General features: G+C 35.1%; 16 protein-coding genes. 15 read left to right on the top strand and 1 reads right to left on the bottom strand.

Annotated features, from left to right (window positions below; all coding sequences use genetic code 11):
- Positions 1–74: 74 nt before the first annotated feature.
- The 6 genes from ACTQZM_RS06275 to ACTQZM_RS06250 all read left to right on the top strand — a co-directional run bounded on the left by ACTQZM_RS06275 (position 75) and on the right by ACTQZM_RS06250 (position 4,608).
- Positions 75–1,451: an amino acid permease gene (locus ACTQZM_RS06275; RefSeq protein ID WP_441653234.1), complete on the top strand. Its 1,377-nt coding sequence runs from the start codon at positions 75–77 to the stop codon at positions 1,449–1,451.
- Positions 1,452–1,462: 11 nt separating this feature from the next.
- The gene (gene mmuM / locus ACTQZM_RS06270; protein ID WP_441653233.1) at positions 1,463–2,422 is read left to right on the top strand and encodes a homocysteine S-methyltransferase; all 960 of its coding nucleotides are present in this window, start codon (positions 1,463–1,465) and stop codon (positions 2,420–2,422) included.
- 60 nt (positions 2,423–2,482) lie between these two features.
- Entirely contained in the window at positions 2,483–3,223 is a 741-nt protein-coding gene (locus ACTQZM_RS06265; protein ID WP_441653232.1) for an arginase family protein, read from the top strand.
- 96 nt (positions 3,224–3,319) lie between these two features.
- Positions 3,320–3,946 carry a DUF3267 domain-containing protein gene (locus ACTQZM_RS06260; RefSeq protein WP_441653231.1) on the top strand — a complete coding sequence of 209 codons (627 nt, stop codon included), beginning with the start codon at positions 3,320–3,322 and terminating at the stop codon, positions 3,944–3,946.
- 1 nt (position 3,947) lies between these two features.
- Entirely contained in the window at positions 3,948–4,160 is a 213-nt protein-coding gene (locus tag ACTQZM_RS06255) for a hypothetical protein (protein WP_441653230.1), read from the top strand.
- The gene (locus ACTQZM_RS06250; protein ID WP_087213783.1) at positions 4,153–4,608 is read left to right on the top strand and encodes an 8-oxo-dGTP diphosphatase; all 456 of its coding nucleotides are present in this window, start codon (positions 4,153–4,155) and stop codon (positions 4,606–4,608) included. Before ACTQZM_RS06255 ends, ACTQZM_RS06250 begins: the two co-directional genes overlap by 8 nt.
- A gap of 70 nt (positions 4,609–4,678) precedes the next feature.
- Here ACTQZM_RS06250 and ACTQZM_RS06245 read toward each other — a convergent pair whose 3' ends face one another.
- Entirely contained in the window at positions 4,679–5,899 is a 1,221-nt protein-coding gene (locus ACTQZM_RS06245) for a hypothetical protein (RefSeq protein ID WP_441653229.1), read from the bottom strand.
- A gap of 118 nt (positions 5,900–6,017) precedes the next feature.
- Here ACTQZM_RS06245 and ACTQZM_RS06240 point away from each other — a divergent pair, with 118 nt between their 5' ends.
- The 9 genes from ACTQZM_RS06240 to ACTQZM_RS06200 all read left to right on the top strand — a co-directional run bounded on the left by ACTQZM_RS06240 (position 6,018) and on the right by ACTQZM_RS06200 (position 16,774).
- Positions 6,018–6,329, top strand: a complete 312-nt coding sequence (locus ACTQZM_RS06240; RefSeq protein ID WP_441653228.1) for a hypothetical protein — start codon at positions 6,018–6,020, stop codon at positions 6,327–6,329.
- Between the two features lie 99 nt (positions 6,330–6,428).
- Complete coding sequence (locus ACTQZM_RS06235; protein ID WP_441653227.1) at positions 6,429–9,749, top strand: hypothetical protein; 3,321 nt, start codon at positions 6,429–6,431, stop codon at positions 9,747–9,749.
- A 1-nt stretch (position 9,750) separates the two neighbouring features.
- On the top strand, positions 9,751–11,739 hold the full coding sequence (locus tag ACTQZM_RS06230) for a hypothetical protein (protein WP_441653226.1): 1,989 nt from the start codon (positions 9,751–9,753) through the stop codon (positions 11,737–11,739).
- A gap of 92 nt (positions 11,740–11,831) precedes the next feature.
- A complete protein-coding gene (locus ACTQZM_RS06225) occupies positions 11,832–13,334 on the top strand; it encodes a tetratricopeptide repeat protein (protein WP_441653225.1) in 1,503 nt (500 codons plus the stop codon).
- Positions 13,335–13,515: 181 nt separating this feature from the next.
- A complete protein-coding gene (locus tag ACTQZM_RS06220; protein ID WP_040344333.1) occupies positions 13,516–13,827 on the top strand; it encodes an ArsR/SmtB family transcription factor in 312 nt (103 codons plus the stop codon).
- A gap of 88 nt (positions 13,828–13,915) precedes the next feature.
- Positions 13,916–14,929 carry a permease gene (locus tag ACTQZM_RS06215; protein ID WP_441653224.1) on the top strand — a complete coding sequence of 338 codons (1,014 nt, stop codon included), beginning with the start codon at positions 13,916–13,918 and terminating at the stop codon, positions 14,927–14,929.
- 14 nt (positions 14,930–14,943) lie between these two features.
- Positions 14,944–15,339, top strand: a complete 396-nt coding sequence (locus tag ACTQZM_RS06210; protein WP_441653223.1) for a thioredoxin family protein — start codon at positions 14,944–14,946, stop codon at positions 15,337–15,339.
- Positions 15,339–16,385, top strand: coding sequence for an ACR3 family arsenite efflux transporter (gene arsB, locus ACTQZM_RS06205; protein ID WP_441653222.1), 1,047 nt, complete (start codon positions 15,339–15,341; stop codon positions 16,383–16,385). Before ACTQZM_RS06210 ends, arsB begins: the two co-directional genes overlap by 1 nt.
- Positions 16,382–16,774, top strand: a complete 393-nt coding sequence (locus ACTQZM_RS06200; protein ID WP_441653221.1) for an arsenate reductase ArsC — start codon at positions 16,382–16,384, stop codon at positions 16,772–16,774. Before arsB ends, ACTQZM_RS06200 begins: the two co-directional genes overlap by 4 nt.
- The last annotated feature ends 116 nt before the right edge of the window (positions 16,775–16,890 follow it).

Here is a 16,890-nt window from a genome sequence, read left to right as displayed (position 1 = left end):
GCTGTTTTTTTCTATTACATTCTTAAATAAACTCGTGTTATGATAATCACATCAACTTTTTAAGAGGTGTTTGAATGGAAAATCATCATTATGAAGAAGAAGGACAATTTCAACGCAAAATGACCAGCCGACATCTATTCATGCTTTCATTAGGTGGTGTTATAGGGACTGGTTTATTTTTGAGTTCAGGATATACCATCTCACAAGCAGGGCCATTTGGTGCGATACTGTCTTATTTAGTCGGGGCTGTAGTGGTTTATTTGGTGATGTTATCACTTGGCGAATTAGCGGTTGCGATGCCTGTCACGGGTTCCTTTCATACCTATGCAACAAAATTTATTAGTCCTGGTACCGGTTTTACGGTGGCGTGGTTATATTGGATTTGTTGGACGGTGGCACTTGGGACGGAATTTTTGGGGGCAGGAATGTTGATGGGACGCTGGTTTCCACATATTCCCGCTTGGATTTTCGCTGCGATATTTGCGATGATTATCTTTGGATTAAATGCTTTATCCGTGCGCTTATTTGCTGAAGCGGAATTTTATTTTTCAAGTATTAAAGTGATTACAATCATTATTTTCATAGTTTTAGGAACATTAGCCATTTTTGGTGTCTTACCTTTTGAGGGGAGTCATCAGGCACCATATTTTCAAAATCTAACAGCTCAAGGTTTATTTCCAAATGGGATGGTTGCACTTGTTTCGGTGATGTTAAGTGTAAACTATGCCTTCTCCGGGACAGAATTAATTGGGATTGCCGCTGGTGAGACAGAAAATCCGAAAGAAGCCGTGCCGCGTGCGATTCACACCACAATTGGTCGTTTGGTGATTTTCTTTGTATTAACGATTGTTGTTTTAGCAAGTTTATTGCCGATGAAAGAAGCAGGGGTAACGGATGCGCCTTTTGTGTTAGTCTTTGATAAAATTGGGATACCTTTTGCAGCTGATATCATGAATTTTGTAATCTTAACAGCGATATTATCCGCAGGAAATTCTGGATTATATGCCTCTAGCCGCATGTTATGGTCACTAGCCAATGAAGGAATGTTATCGAAAAAAATCGTGCGTATCAATGAACATGGTGTACCCATGCGTGCTTTATTACTATCAATGATTGGCGCCTTGTTAGCATTATTTGCGAGCGTTTATGCGGCGGATACGGTCTTTTTAGCTTTAGTATCGATTGCTGGTTTTGCTGTAGTCGCTGTATGGCTTTCCATTCCAATTGCGCAGATTCGTTTCCGCAAAGAATTTTTAAAAACGCATGATCTAAGCGAATTGAGCTACCAAACACAATTTACCCCGGTTTTACCTTATATCACGGTTATTTTACTTGGTATTTCTATTATTGGGATTGCCTGGGATGCATCACAAAGAGCAGGATTGTATTTTGGCATTCCATTTATTATTTTGTGTTATGCTTACCACTATTGGAAGTTTAAAAAGTTTTAGAGGTGAATGAGATGGGACGATTAAAGGAATTATTAGCACAAAAGCAAATATTGGTTTTACACGGACCGCTTGGCACTGAGTTAGAAGCGATGGGCTATGATGTCTCAGGAAAACTTTGGTCGGCTAAATATCTGTTAGAAAAGCCAGAAGTGATTCAAGAATTACACGAAATTTACCTTAATAATGGCAGCAATATCCTAACCACTTCAACCTATCAAGCGACGATTCCTGGACTCGAAGCAGCAGGACTAAATCCAGAACAAGCGGCTGATATTATTCGCTTAACAGTTCAATTAGCGCATCAAGCTCGCGATAATTATTGGCAAAATTTGTCAGATGAACAAAAGACCCAAACCATTTATCCATTAATTTCAGGAGATGTGGGACCTTATGCCGCTTACTTAGCCGATGGTTCAGAGTATAACGGTAAATATGGAAAAGTGACCTTACAAGAATTGAAGGATTTCCATCGTCCGCGCATCCAACTCTTTTTAGAACAAGAAGTGGATATGTTGGCTTTAGAAACAATTCCGAATAGGTTAGAAGTCCAAGCGTTAACAGAATTACTAAGCGAAGAATTTCCGCAAGTAGAAGCGTACATGAGTTTCACCGCGCAAGAAGTAGGTAAGATATCAGATGGCACAGCATTAAAAGACGTGATTGCTTTGGTGGAAGCTTGTCCGCAAATTCTGGCAGTCGGATTTAATTGTACGCAACCACAACTATATGATGACTTATTACAAGAAACCCGCATTTTATCATCTAAGCCTCTGGTTACTTATCCAAACTCTGGTGAAACCTATGATGGCGCGACTCAAACTTGGCACCACAGTCATGAAGGGGAAGGTTCTTTAGTTGAGCAATCATTACATTGGATTCATTTAGGTGCACAAATTGTTGGGGGCTGTTGTCGTACAAGACCTGCAGAGATTGCTGCACTCGCTAAAGCAGTTCGCAAACAAAATGAGTAAGCTTGTCGGATTTTTTCAAAGTGATATAATAGATGTAATCTTATATAAGAAGGCGATACAATGAGTGAAAATTATATATTGGATTTTAATGGAGACTATGAGGATTATCCAAATTTTACTCATTTCAATTGTAGTCAAGTTATAGGTAGTCGATTGATTTGTTCGGATGAAGCGCAGGAAAGATTAAACCAATTGATTGCACATCATGGCATTTCTGGCGTACATTTCTTGGATTCTGGCGATTATCACTATATTACGAAATTAATGTGCGACCAGATCCATGAGCCGTTTGATTTGGTCTTATTTGATCATCATACCGATATGAAAGATGCGGTCTTTGGCGAGATGTTAACTTGTGGCGATTGGGTTAGAAACTGTATTGAGGAAAATCCGCAGCTCCATCAAGTCATTGTAGCTGGTCCAAGTCAAAAAGCTTTTCAACAAGTAGACTTTCATAGCCAAAAACTAAAAGCCATTACCGAAGAAGATTTTATAAGTCACAAAGCAATGGATAAACTTGCCGATTATCAATCAGATTTACCTATGTATTTGTCCGTGGATAAGGATATTTTAACAAAAAAGGATGCAGTGACGAATTGGAATCAAGGACAGCTAGATATATCTACCTTGCAGCAAAGTCTTCGTCAGGTCCTCAGTCATCAACGTTTAATTGGAGCCGATATTTGTGGGATGCCTGAAGAATGTCCCTCACTTGCCGAACAATTAAAAGCGGAACAAATCAATCGTCAATCTGATAAAAAAATAGCCCAAACGATTCAGCCTTATCTAAAGGTTTCATAATTCATGCAAAAAGTTGTCTTTAGGGCAGCTTTTTTGTTTTTCTATGGCTAGTAAAATGACGGACTTCATAGTATGATTAGATTACGAGGTGAGGTCATGTTTCAAATACATTATATGGGAAAGTATAAAGATGAATCGCAATTAATCAAAAATCAGCCCTATCCTTATCAAGCCACGCAATTTAAGGAAAGTGACAATCTGAATAAAATCTTTCTGCAAGGGTTACTCATTGGCCTTCCGTTATTTATTGTTATGTTTGCGGCAGGGATTTACCGGATTTCTTCCATAGATTACCAGTGGATTTTGAATTTTCATTGGCTGACGGCAGGGATAGTGTATTTTTTTCTGATGTACCCGTTGATGATCATTCACGAAGTCATTCACGCATTATGTTTTCCAATTCAGGCGAGAAAAGAAATTTGGAATTATCTTGACCAGGGTGCGATGTTTGTTTATTGTGAGGAAAAGGTCGGTAAGTTACGCTTTATCTTGATGTCACTGGCGCCGGCACTTGTTTTAGGCATCCTTCCATTTCTGATTTGGTATGTCGTCGCTCCATTTCTCAGCGTCGAAGTATCGGTATGTTGGGCGTTAATGAGCTTTACGATGACTGCTAGTGCCGTTGGTGATTTTGTCAATGTGTATCATGCCATCCGTCAAGTGCCTAAACAGGCGAAAATTTTTAACTATGGTTTTCACAGTTTTTGGATTGAGGAGGAGTAACATGGATTATTCAATGGATGAATTAAAAGAAGCAAAACGTCAAATTGATTCGACCTTACATAAATTAGCAGAAGTAGTCAAAACCTTTGAACAAAAGGAAAATCCCAAACGCTATCAATCGCAAATCACTTTGGCCAAACGCCGCATCCAAGCTTTTACTATAGCGAATGAATTAATTGAAAGAGAAATGGCAGGTGAACCGATTCATGAGTAGAGTTGAAAAATGTACATTAACAAATATGTGTATGATTCAAAAAGGCAATCAAGTCTTGGTGCAAAATCGTTTGAATCCGAATTGGCCAGGCATCGTGTTTCCTGGTGGTCATGTTGAGGAAGCGGAAAGTTTGGTTGATTCAGTTATCCGCGAAATCAAAGAAGAAACTGGATTGACCTTGCATAGTGTCACGCTTTGTGGTGTGAAGCAATTCTATATGGCCGATAAACAAACGCGATATTTGGTCTTTTTGTATCGAAGTGATGATTTTTCTGGGGAAATCCAATCTTCAAATGAAGGCGAGGTTTACTGGCTAGATCGTGATGAATTAGAAAAGCAAACATTGGCACATGGTTTTGATACGATGATTCCAATCTTTGAAAATCCAAACCTATCCGAAAATTTCCATCAAAAAATCGATGGCAAATGGCAGGTAGAGAATAAATAACTTTTAATAAATTACGCTTGTAAGATAAAACATAAGGGAAAGCATCTCTGCACTTTGCTTTCCCTTATTATTATTTTTGATTGATAAAAGCAAGAAAAGAGTTCATCTTATCTAGCTTCATTTGATTCGTATCGATGATTGTTGTGTTTTGATACCATTCAGCATTTAAAATCTCGTGAATTTGTTGTTGGATTTCTTCAGGTTCACTCGTCAAGTCTTTATTTTCAAGCGTATATGACATTTCACTTTTTGCCAAAGATTCCTGTTGGCTTGCCAAACAACATCTGACAAATCGCAGTAAGGGTTTAAATCCAAGCGGACGGAAGCTATCTGTATTTTCCATTACTCCATAACAAAGCGCCCCTAGCACTAAATCATATTTTTCAACATTTTCAAGACAACGTAACAATCGACGACTAGCGGCATAGGCGTTCAAATTTCCTCGTTTTTCTATCACGGGCCGCAACTCTTCTTTGGTTTGCACGATGACCTCCCAATTCAATTGTTCAAACGCCTCTTTAGAAAAATGTTCCGGAATCATGCGAATAAGATTATAGCGAACATTTATCAATTGAGACGCGTATTGGGTGATAGGATTGATATCATAAAACGACTGCACCCGTTCAGTTAGTGAAATACATTCTTCGCCAATTCTTTTTAATGTTTGGGTATCTTCAAGTTCGGTTAAACGATAATACTCATGATTTATATAGCCAATGTATTTTTTTAGACAATGATGCGCAAGAGGGAGTTTTTGTGCTCCGTTTCGTTTGATATCACTTTCTGTCAACCAGTCTAAACCTAGTGTGTACATCCACTTTCCTGACTCATCAATCGTTGTGCGCAAAAGTAAATTTTTCAATAAACGCCGAATAGCTGCAAATTTTCTGACTTCCTCTACATCTTTCACTTGTAAAAAAGCATCGTTATTCATCCACTTTGAAAAAGGTTTAAATAATTGCTTCAAAAATTCACGCTTATCCTCAGCATCAACCAGTAGCAGCAAGTGACAAATTTTATTGATGTTATCCTTAAGTTCTGGATGGTCAAAATCTTCTCGTTTTAATGCAGCATAATAGGGTAAACTGGTCATGATTTGGAGTACAACTTCAGGATGATTGAGAAAATTTTGCAGATAAATGGTGCTGATTTGTAAGTATCGATATTTTAACGAAAAATCATCAGGATGAAGCACAATTTGCTTTTTTAACATATGTAAAGCACGCGCAAATTCTTGTTTATGCATGTATTGATCAATGGTGTCTCTAATGACAGGGAGTGCATCTGACATTCCATCACCTTCTTTAACAAATTACAGCATAATTATAACATACCAAGTGAAATGATTGTATTGAATTGAAAGGGTTTTCTTGATAAAATGAAGTAAATAATTCAATGAGGTGATTACTATGTCTCGTGTCAAAGGTTGTCCAAATTCGTTATGTACTTCATATGATACTTTTCGCAAATTTTCAATGAGTGATAATTATTGTCCAAAGTGTGGTCAAAAATTGGTTGAAGTATGTAAGACGAAAAAATGCAATCATCCGCTAACTGATGCTGAGGGTGAATTTTGCCATAGTTGTCAAAGTAAAAAGGACCAACGTAAAGCCCAAATTAAAAACGCTGGGATACAAGCCAAAAATATTGGTGAACAAGCAATCGATCTTGCACCCAAAGTTTTAGGTGTAGTCGGTTTAGTGAAAAAAATAAAGAAATAAAGCGATGAAAGTCAGGAGTTTTTCTGACTTTTTTTGTTTTTTCTACCACTTTATTATAAATTTGTTTGTCAATATGAAAAAAAGATAGGACGTGATTAAATGAAGAAAATTATTCAAGATTATTTGGAGGAAAAATCGGGGCTTTTATTATTGGATATCCCCACCGGCATGGGAAAAACGTATGATGTGCTAGAAGTAATGCTGAATTTACTTGAAAAGATGGATGACACGAGTCGCCCAGTGTTTTTTATTACTAACTTAAAGAAGAATTTACCCGTATTAGAATTTAGACATAGGGCAGAAAAAAGAGGTTTATCTAAGAAGTTTGATAAGTATGTTATTCAATTAGAGTCGATGAATGATATGGTCAAGAAAGAGTTTATGAATTTACAGGACAAGATCCCAAATGATATTAAACAACAGGCAGCGTATAAAAATTTATCTAACTTTTTAGAATTACTAGATACAATTAAAGTAGCTACCACAGATAATAGGACTGTTGATCAACAAATTAGAAGCTTTGAATTCGAATTTCGTAAACTTATCATCCAAAAGCTTGATGAATTAGGTAGTGTAAAAACTAAATTGGAGATACTAGAAAATGATCCGAGTTGGGAATGGGTGGGAAAGCTATATCCGTGTGTTTTTACAAGAAAGCGTAAAATATTTTTTCTTTCAATTGATAAGTATTTTCTGGGAAATGCTACTCTGATTGAACCGAACTATCAATTTATTAATAAGAAAGAATGGGAAAATGCGATTATCTTTATGGATGAGTTTGATGCAACCAAAGATAGCCTGATGAACCAGATTATCAAGAAGTGTGCACAAAATGAGGTAAACTTAATTGAATTGTTTACAAATATTCACCATTTTTTAGTTAATGAAGAGTTTCAAACGGTTACATTGGATGGAAAAGGGAGCGAGATGATTACTGAATTCAGACGGATATTTGAAAATATTTATCAGGATTATGGTAAGTATAGCTATAAGACAGTTCAATCATTGGATGGTCATCAATATCGTTCTTTTTTATTTAATGATGGTCAATATCTTCAAGTGAAAGAAAAAGAATTGTTTTATTTTATAGATAATAAAGCAAAAGTTAACTGGATTACCAACAAAAAAGATAGTCAGTATATTTATTTAAAAAATGCTTTTGGAAAATTAATGGGCGCAATCAATTATTTTATTAATGGTATGACGCATATTGTTAATGTCTACAAGAATTCCGAATCAAGTCTCAAGCGTGGATTAACATACAGCAACTGCTTAAGCTCCATTTTGAAAGTGATGAAACTGAGTGAAGGATGTTATGATTATTTATATACACGAATATTAGAAATTCAAACAGAAGGAAAAAACCAAAAATTTTTCAATAATCAAAATTTGGATGTTAAAAACCTTTATGGAAAAGGCTTCAAACTATTTTCTTTACTTGACGGTGATGACAATGCATTGAATACCAATATAGTGTTTTTTCAAGTGCCTTATTTTCCGGAATATTATCTTTATGAATTAGCATCTAAAAATTTAGTATATGGTATTTCTGCAACTGCAACTGTTCCAAGTGTATTAGGCAATTATGATTTAGAATATTTACGTTTGTACCTACAGGAAAAGTTTTATATTTTAACTGATAAACAACAAGCTTATTTAGATGAAAAATTTAACCAACTTACTTTCGGATATAATCAAGTACAAATTGAGTGCATTCCCATTGAGAAACAGTCATTAGAAAACATGTTAAAAAAATATCTTGATGAAAAAATTGCACAAGATTTTGCAAAAGAAAACAAATATCCACTAAAACAATATCAAGTGGATCGGTTTATCAAAATGTTGGAAGCAATTATATTGTTTTTACAGGATAAGAAACTACAATCGATGCTAGTCTTATCGAACCAATTAATCAACGACTCAAAAGAAATACAGATTTCTATGTTTAAGAAGGTAATACAATTATTTAACGATTATGGGTACTTCAAAGATATCAAAATTGAAGAACTTTTTGTCTCGATAGATAGTCAAAACTTTAACCAAAATAAGCAAGAATTAATTAAGAAATTAGCAGCTGGGGAAAAAATCGTTGTCTTTTCTTCTTACAAAACGATTGGCATTGGACAAAATTTGCAGTATGAAATTCCTAAAAATAAAAAGGTTATTCAAGTAAATAAACGTGTAAGTGACAACAAAGATTTCGACTGTATGTATCTTGATTGTCCAAGGAATATTATTGTACGTAAGTTAGAAGAAACTATTTCTACAGAATCAATATATCGTGGTATTTTTCAAATGGAATATTTAGCGATGACCGGGGAAATATCTCATCGTCAAGCACAAAAATATATTTCTGAGTATTTTGGGAACGGCAAAATTTATTTAGAAAACAATGAATTAAGGTCGATGAATAATCAAGTCATTTCGATATTACAACAAGCTGTTGGGCGAATTTGCCGAACCAGTAATAAAAATCAGGTTATAAAGTTGTTTGTAGATGATGAGATTTTTCAAAAATTTGACTTCTCCGATTTTAGTCAGAAATTGAATAATCCAGAGTTTCAAGTGATACTTAATGCGAATCGAAATCCAAATAAACTAAAAAAATCTAAAAATGAATATTTGCAAAATCAAGCAGAATCTTTTAGCCTTCGTTTGAATGATAGTCTTCATAAGTTTCTTTATACAAAGGAAAATTGGGAAGTAAAGCATATAGAAATATGGCAGCAGATGAGACAACAAGTATTAAAATATCCAACTCTTTCTGAAAAACAATATAGTCAGTTACAAGGAAACTTTCAATCGCTATATATCAAACTGCCTAGGCCGATGAATCATTATTGGTTTACGCAAGAAAATGATTTTAAAACATTAAAAATTGTATTTGATGGTAAAGGAAAGAGTCAAGTATCGTCACAAGAAGTCAAATTAAATAGGATTCAGAAAAACTTAGAACTTGCTACATACTTTGAGAAACATCAATACGCTTTGGATTTTAAAAACAATGATTATATCCTTTCGCCAGTTGCGTTCCAAAATATTTACAAAGGCGCGCTTGGTGAAGTGATTGGTAAATGGATGCTGAAAAATTATTTAGAGTTTCCCATTGAAGAATTACCCGCTGAACACTACGAAAAATTTGACTGCCATATTCAACATCAGGTTTATATTGATTTTAAATATTGGAAAGAATCGAATAAACAAGTTGCCGTTGATTATGTATCAAAAATTCAAGAAAAACTGCTTTCAGTAAATGGAAAACGTGCTATTATTATCAATATTTTTGCTGATCAAACTTATTCTCGTAGTATTTCATGCCAAGGCAATATCGTTGAAATTCCATATCTGTATTTACAAAATAATTTAGACTACGATATGATAAAAAATTTAAAATGGTCGATTTCGGAGGTGCTTAAATAAGATGAAAATATTAACAAATAAGCTGAAGATTCATTATGATTTAAAGAAAATTGACCGAGATTTTGATTTTTTTCAAATTATTTGCGATTCTAATTCTCTTGATGTCGTGGATCGAAGTGAATTTGGAACGGATAAGATTGAATCAATTGTATTTGAAGACGAAACGACTTTTTATATCATGTGTCAAAAAAATAGTCTGTCAAAATATGATTTAAATAATATCGAAAGTGGATACGATGCGCAGGATTTTCGAGCGGTCTGTGTATCTTGTGATGTACTGGTTGAAAAGCATCGTTTATTTCAACTTTTTTTAAATGCGCTAAGTAATTATCATACAAAATCATTAAAGTATAACAATGTAACTGGTAAATTATATATAACTAACCATAAATTAGTTGTAAAAAAATATCAAAAAGAAGTCAATCAATTTGATGCAGTAGAAGTGTCTGTAACGGAAAATGGTGTATTATCTTTTGTAGCTCGACGATTTAATTCTGTGAAAAACAAACATTTGATGAAACTATCAGAAAAAGACTTAATGATAATGACCAAATTTGAATTATTATCAAACGGTACATTGAAAAGAAAACGAAAAGGTGATTTTTCAGATTGCTTTGTAAAAAAGAGTATCAATAGGGAAAAACCCTCAATTCCATTTATTGATATTAGTAGTTTTGAAAATTTTAATGCTTCTAAGCTGGGGATTATCGCAGAAGTATTTGAGAACCTAACCTTCAATTTTCAAGATTATGTGCAATTTGATTTGATTGAGGTTGAGTCAGACTATCAATATCCTGTTCAGACGCACTGCTTTCAGGTAGAAAACCATCTTGAGGATTTGAGTGTTCCTATATACTTGATTAATTTAGTAAATGATGAGCAATCTGAACTTCGGATAGAATCCATAAAGAATGAGTTGCTCTCCAAATATGGAATTAAATGCAAAAAAGTGAAGCATCTAAATAAAAAAGGAATGAACATAGTCTATATTCATCAGAAAAAATATTATGCGGCTCGTTTCCAAGACGATTCATATGTTCATAATCCTTCATACTTAATCCAGCACTTGACGGTAGAAGATTTTGATGAAAGTAAAGAAGTGATATTAAAAAATATAGTAAAGGAATTGTTAATTAAAAAAGATATCGAAAATCAAAGGCTTTCATTATTTAATTGGCAACAGCTTGCGTATGCTAATCCCTGGATATTTTTTATCAAGGAATCTAAGAACAGTGAAAAGTATTTTGTAATGAAAATTTGGCCAAATGGGTCGTTTGAAATGTCTGAATTTACTTATGATTTGCTTGTTTATCAGGAGTATCATCAATATGCTGAAATTTTAAGTCCAAATGATGTTGAGGGCTTAATTATAAATCAGTATGATCAAATTAATGTGATAAAGAAGACGGATCAATATTCGTTACAAGCATTTCCGAAAATACGCAAAATTTATAAAGAGATTGAATCAAACCCCAAATATCCGATTAATGACTTGCTTGAGATTCTAACCAAGGTGAAAAAAACAGCAAAAACTGAGGCACTGATAACAGAAATATTGAGTGTAGAGGACTATTTACGGAATCTTAATACACCGGAAATTAGCCAACAATATTTTATCCAAAAATTACACCACAAAACATTGAAACAGAAAGTGAATGATTATTTTGTGATGAATTATCAAAAGCACCTGTTTCCTTATTTTAGAAATCAGCAAATCAAATCAGAAATATATAGAGGCAGCTTAGATATTCATTATTGGCAGATTGATGAGAAGCGGGCCCAATACTGTGTAGGGGAAAAAAGTAAAAATCCTAAGCAGAAGATGGACAAAGGTGTGATTATTCGTGAAGTACAAGCAATAGGTGATGCTCCAGTCTTTTTCGATGAACTCTTACCTTTAATGGATGTGGATTTTGTGCGTTTAGGTTCATTAACCGTGCTGCCGTTTCCATTCAAATATTTACGTGAATATGCAAAGAAATATAAATAAACCATCTCCACCTAAAAAACAAGGATATTTTACATTGTGTAACCGCTATAAACTTGATAAAATAAAGAAAAAACGGAAGTCAGGTAAACGTAATGTACATTGAAGATATGACTGCAGAAGAAATCAATCGAATGCCTAAGCTAAAATATCGAGAACGGATGGATAATGAATTGGCCTATCAGTGGTTGTTTCGTTGCTTTGTGAATGAAAAGGATTATCCCAAAACCTATCAGATATTACAAAACGCACTAGATCACGACAATGACACCTTATATTATCCCAATCCGTATGAGGTAGCGTGCCGTTTGTACTGGGCGGATGAAAATCAGTATTGTCCTAAAGAAATATTTATATTCATGGAAAAAGCATTTCGTGATCAACTCTATTTGCTTTCAGATCCGTTAGCGGCGGATTTTCTCGGGGATTTATTCTATTTGCCAAGATTTCGACATATGAATGAGAAAAAAGCCATTAAGTACTACACCGTTGCAGCAAAAGAAGGACTATCAAATGCGATGGCGCGTTTAGGTATCCTATACTATCGACAACATCGCTTAAAAAAGGCTTATCCATTTTTGTTGAAGGCTAGTATGCTAGGTGATTCTGAGGCAAAATATCAATTAGCTGAACTCTATTGGCGTGGTGAAGGGGTAAAACAAGATTTATTTTTGGCTAATAAACTTTATCAAGAAGTCCAAAAGCAAATAGAGGATAGTGAAGCAAAGGTGCGTGCGATGATTCGCCTTTCTCAGTATAAGCGGATGGTGGCAGAGGCTGAGGAAAGATTTTTGGATAATATTAGATTGTTGCACAAGGCTGAGCAAATATATTTCGAGTTAGGGCAACAAACAGCCGGCATCGATGAAAGTCTAGAAGAGGAAATCAATCAAGAATTAGCCATTGTGAAACAAGCCATCAAGCAAAGAAGAGGAATTTCTGGCTCACGAGGGATCTATGTGCACACTTCGCTACATGAATTAGAAGCCAGTCTGTGGCACGAAGGCGATATTGAAGATTTATTGCGACTATCCAAGAGTGAATACTTCCAAAAAGCAGTGCCATTTCAATGCCCAAGCAATCAGTGGGAAGCATTAAATTTGATTCAAACCAAACTGCTTGACCAAAATATATTTGCGATTCGTGTGAGAGATAGACAGTTCAATTCTCCAAAAGATGACGATATGCGCCAATTCCCGTTTGTTGAAGTACCTTTAGTTTTTGATGAAAATAAAATCACTCACTATATAAAAAATCGCGAGTTTACGTCCGATGTTCTCAATACGATTGGTTTTGTGCATTTTGAACCCTTGATGAAAACGAAAAATAAAGAATACCGTCTACATTATTATTTTGAAAATGAAGAGATTGCTCGAAGTTACACTGAAGAAATCTTTGAGAAAATGCTGAGTTATGCCTTTTATCGATTAGATGCGAAAAAGGTTTGGATGGGTACTTTAAAGGATGATAAAACGAGGCTTGAATTTTTACGTAAAAACGGTTTTAAACTAGAGCCTTCTGAAAAATTGCCCTTTGTGGATGACCGAAAAGATGTACACTATTATTGTTTGCTTGAGCGTTTTTGGGACAGTTATTAACATGTTGCGAAATGAGGGGGTCGGTGCGTACCGAATTATTTATGAATCAAGAAGACCAATTAAATCAAGAGATATTAAACTACCTCCATAGAAAATTTACATCAATAATTAGTTTGATATATTTACAAGTATGAATGTATCTGATAGAATTAGTGTAGATTTACAGGAAGGAGTGGAAACTATGAGTTATAAAGAAGACGTGAGAATGATTAAAGCACTTGCTGATGAAAATAGACTTCGTATTTTGGAATGTCTACATCATGGAGAAAAATGCGCTTGCGTTATACTTGAAGAGTTATCCATTACCCAATCGACTCTTTCTCATCATATGAAATTGCTGTGCGACTGCGGGCTTGTCGATTCTAGAAAAGATGGACGATGGATGCACTACTCAATTTCAGAGGAAGGGAAAAAACGTTTTAAGGATATGTTTTCTCATTATCTTGAAACCACTGATTCAGATGGTGGATGCAGCTGCGATAAGTGTGAATAATACATATTAGGCAATCATTTAAGATTGCCTTTCTCTTAAAATAATACATTGATATATGTAAATCCATAAAACTATAAGGAGGTCAGATATGCAATTCTTAAGTAAGTTTTGGATGTTTATTCAAGATCAAGTTCTAGGAATGAAGTGGCTTAGTACATTGATTGGACAGTTCTTAAACTCTTTTGGCTTTGATACATCTGGGAAGATTGGTGGGAGTGTTCAGTTTTTCATCTATGATGTGATAAAAATTGTTTTTTTGCTTTGTGTACTGATTTTTATCATCAGTTACATCCAGAGCTTCTTTCCGCCAGAAAGAACTAAGAAGATACTTGGAAGATTTCATGGAATCGGTGCAAACATCATAGCTGCATTATTAGGAACCGTTACACCGTTTTGCTCTTGTTCATCCATCCCTCTATTCATTGGATTTACGAGTGCCGGATTACCATTAGGTGTTACATTCAGTTTCTTGATTTCTTCTCCAATGGTTGACCTTGGGTCATTAGTCTTATTGATGAGTATCTTTGGAGCAAAAGTAGCAGTGATTTATGTGGTGCTTGGTTTAGTGATTGCAGTTGCTGGAGGCACACTTATTGAAAAGCTACACCTTGAAAATCAGGTAGAAGAGTTTATAAGAAAAGCAAAACAAATAGATATTCCACAGGAAGAACTAACAGTAAAAGACAGAATTAAATATGCGTGGGAACAAGTTGTCGAAACATTAAAAAAGGTTTTTCCATATATCCTTGTTGGTGTTGGAATTGGAGCGTTTATTCATAACTGGATACCGGAAGATCTTATAGTGAAATTCCTTGGGACTGGTAATCCATTTGGCGTTATTATTGCCACAATTGCAGGGGTTCCGATGTATGCAGATATCTTTGGATGCATTCCTATTGCAGAAGCGCTGCTTGCTAAAGGTGCAAGGTTGGGTGTTGTGTTGTCATTCATGATGGGAGTAACCACATTATCTCTTCCATCCATTATTATGTTAAAAAAGGCTATAAAACCAAAACTACTCGGTGTATTTATAGGTATCTGTACAATCGGAATTATTGTTGTTGGATACTTATTTAACGCAATTCAATATTTATTAGTGTAAAGGAGATTAAAAGTATGAGCTTATTTGGAAAGAAAAAAGAAGTTAATGAAAAGCCAATGTGCGCTTGCAATGGAGATCTACCTACTTATGAGTATGAGGCAGAAAGTTCATGTTGCTGTGGAGGAAGTAATACTCAAACAGAAAATTGCTGTGGCGGAAATACAGTGACAAGCATTAAGGTTTTAGGCGTAGGCTGTAAAAGTTGTCGTGAACAGTTTGAATATGCAAAGAAAGCAGTAGAGGAGCTTGGTCTTTCTGTAGAAGTAGAATATATCACGGATATGGAAAAGGTAATGTCTTATGGTGTTATGAGTATGCCTGCAATTGTAGTCAATGAGAATGTTGTATCAATGGGTAAAGTATTAAAGAGCACTGAAGTAATTAAGCTGCTTGGAAAGCTGGGATTTTAATGGCAGAGAAAAAGAATGAAGGAATTAATTTTTTCCAAAAGTATCTGACAATCTGGGTATTTATATGTATGGTAGTCGGAGTAATCATTGGTAAGTTATTACCGGCCATACCAAACGCACTTGGTAATCTTGAAATATCTGGGATTTCGATTCCAATTGCAATACTTATCTGGATTATGATTTATCCTATGATGCTTAAAGTGGATTTTCAGAGTATTAAACAAGTGGGAAGGAATCCTAAAGGGCTTTTCATTACATGGATTACGAATTGGCTTATCAAGCCATTTACCATGTATGGAATTGCATCGTTGTTCTTGTTTACAGTATTTAAAGGTTTTATTGCACCAGAACTTGCTACTCAGTATCTTGCAGGAGCAGTGCTTCTTGGAGCAGCGCCATGTACAGCAATGGTATTTGTATGGAGTACTCTTACAAAAGGAAATCCTGCATATACTGTGGTACAGGTGGCAACAAACGACTTAATCATACTGATTGCATTTGTGCCAATTGTAAAGTTTTTACTTGGAGTATCAAATGTATCAGTACCCTACGGAACATTGTTTTTCAGTGTGATTCTGTTTGTGGTGATTCCACTTGTTGGGGGTGTATTAACAAGAATAGTTGTAGTTAAAAATAAAGGAATAGAGTATTTTGAAAACACTTTTGTTCATAAGTTTGATAACGCAACCACAGTTGGTTTGCTCCTTACTTTGGTTTTGATATTTGCATCCCAAACGGAGGTCATCTTATCAAACCCATTACACATAGTGCTGATAGCAGTACCTCTTACAATTCAGACTGTATTTATATTCTTCGTTGCTTATATAGCTTCAAAGATATTTGGAATGTCACATGATATAGCAGCTCCGGCAGGAATGATAGGTGCATCAAACTTCTTTGAACTTGCTGTTGCGGTAGCAATTGCACTGTTTGGAACCACCAGTCCGGCAGCCCTTGCAACAACAGTAGGAGTGCTGACAGAAGTCCCTGTTATGCTTGCACTTGTGAAAGTAGCAAACAACACGAAAGGATGGTTTAAGTCATGAAAAAGAAGGTGGCATTTATTTGTGTTCATAACTCATGCAGAAGTCAGATGGCAGAGGCTATAGGGAATCATTTGTACGGTGATTATCTAGAGTGCTATTCAGCTGGAACAGAATTAAAGGATCAAATTAACCAGCATGCAGTCAGAATTGTAAAAGAACTATATGGAATAGATATGAATGCAAAGGGTCATCATAGCAAGCTTATTGATGAAATACCTGATCCTGATATTGCCATTTCAATGGGATGCGATGTTGGATGTCCTTTTATCGGCAGACCGTTTGATGATGACTGGGGACTCATGGATCCGACAGGAAAATCTGACGAAGATTTCATAGCAGTAATCAAAGAAATAGAGGATAAAATCATTCAATTGAAGAATAGTCTATAAATAGTGGGGCTGACCCAAAAGTAGCCCCTATGTGAAAAAATAGAGGTCTTTCCATTTAGATAGTAGTGGAAAGATCTCTATTTATCTTTTGAAAGTGAATACAAAAATAAAGCACA

Origin of the sequence: Enterococcus cecorum (genome assembly GCF_052119425.1) — a bacterium.
Taxonomy (GTDB): Bacteria; Bacillota; Bacilli; order Lactobacillales; family Enterococcaceae; genus Enterococcus_E; species Enterococcus_E cecorum_C.
The sequence above is the reverse complement of the archived record's forward strand: the minus strand, read 5'-3'. Positions and strand labels throughout refer to the sequence as shown.

Bases quoted from the DNA above. Each gene is read 5' to 3' on its own strand.
- ACTQZM_RS06275 (WP_441653234.1), top strand. From the start codon at position 75: ATGGAAAATCATCATTATGAAGAAGAAGGACAATTTCAACGCAAAATG.
- mmuM (WP_441653233.1), top strand. From the start codon at position 1,463: ATGGGACGATTAAAGGAATTATTAGCACAAAAGCAAATATTGGTTTTA.
- ACTQZM_RS06265 (WP_441653232.1), top strand. From the start codon at position 2,483: ATGAGTGAAAATTATATATTGGATTTTAATGGAGACTATGAGGATTAT.
- ACTQZM_RS06260 (WP_441653231.1), top strand. From the start codon at position 3,320: ATGTTTCAAATACATTATATGGGAAAGTATAAAGATGAATCGCAATTA.
- ACTQZM_RS06255 (WP_441653230.1), top strand. From the start codon at position 3,948: ATGGATTATTCAATGGATGAATTAAAAGAAGCAAAACGTCAAATTGAT.
- ACTQZM_RS06250 (WP_087213783.1), top strand. From the start codon at position 4,153: ATGAGTAGAGTTGAAAAATGTACATTAACAAATATGTGTATGATTCAA.
- ACTQZM_RS06245 (WP_441653229.1), bottom strand. From the start codon at position 5,899: ATGTCAGATGCACTCCCTGTCATTAGAGACACCATTGATCAATACATG.
- ACTQZM_RS06240 (WP_441653228.1), top strand. From the start codon at position 6,018: ATGTCTCGTGTCAAAGGTTGTCCAAATTCGTTATGTACTTCATATGAT.
- ACTQZM_RS06235 (WP_441653227.1), top strand. From the start codon at position 6,429: ATGAAGAAAATTATTCAAGATTATTTGGAGGAAAAATCGGGGCTTTTA.
- ACTQZM_RS06230 (WP_441653226.1), top strand. From the start codon at position 9,751: ATGAAAATATTAACAAATAAGCTGAAGATTCATTATGATTTAAAGAAA.
- ACTQZM_RS06225 (WP_441653225.1), top strand. From the start codon at position 11,832: ATGTACATTGAAGATATGACTGCAGAAGAAATCAATCGAATGCCTAAG.
- ACTQZM_RS06220 (WP_040344333.1), top strand. From the start codon at position 13,516: ATGAGTTATAAAGAAGACGTGAGAATGATTAAAGCACTTGCTGATGAA.
- ACTQZM_RS06215 (WP_441653224.1), top strand. From the start codon at position 13,916: ATGCAATTCTTAAGTAAGTTTTGGATGTTTATTCAAGATCAAGTTCTA.
- ACTQZM_RS06210 (WP_441653223.1), top strand. From the start codon at position 14,944: ATGAGCTTATTTGGAAAGAAAAAAGAAGTTAATGAAAAGCCAATGTGC.
- arsB (WP_441653222.1), top strand. From the start codon at position 15,339: ATGGCAGAGAAAAAGAATGAAGGAATTAATTTTTTCCAAAAGTATCTG.
- ACTQZM_RS06200 (WP_441653221.1), top strand. From the start codon at position 16,382: ATGAAAAAGAAGGTGGCATTTATTTGTGTTCATAACTCATGCAGAAGT.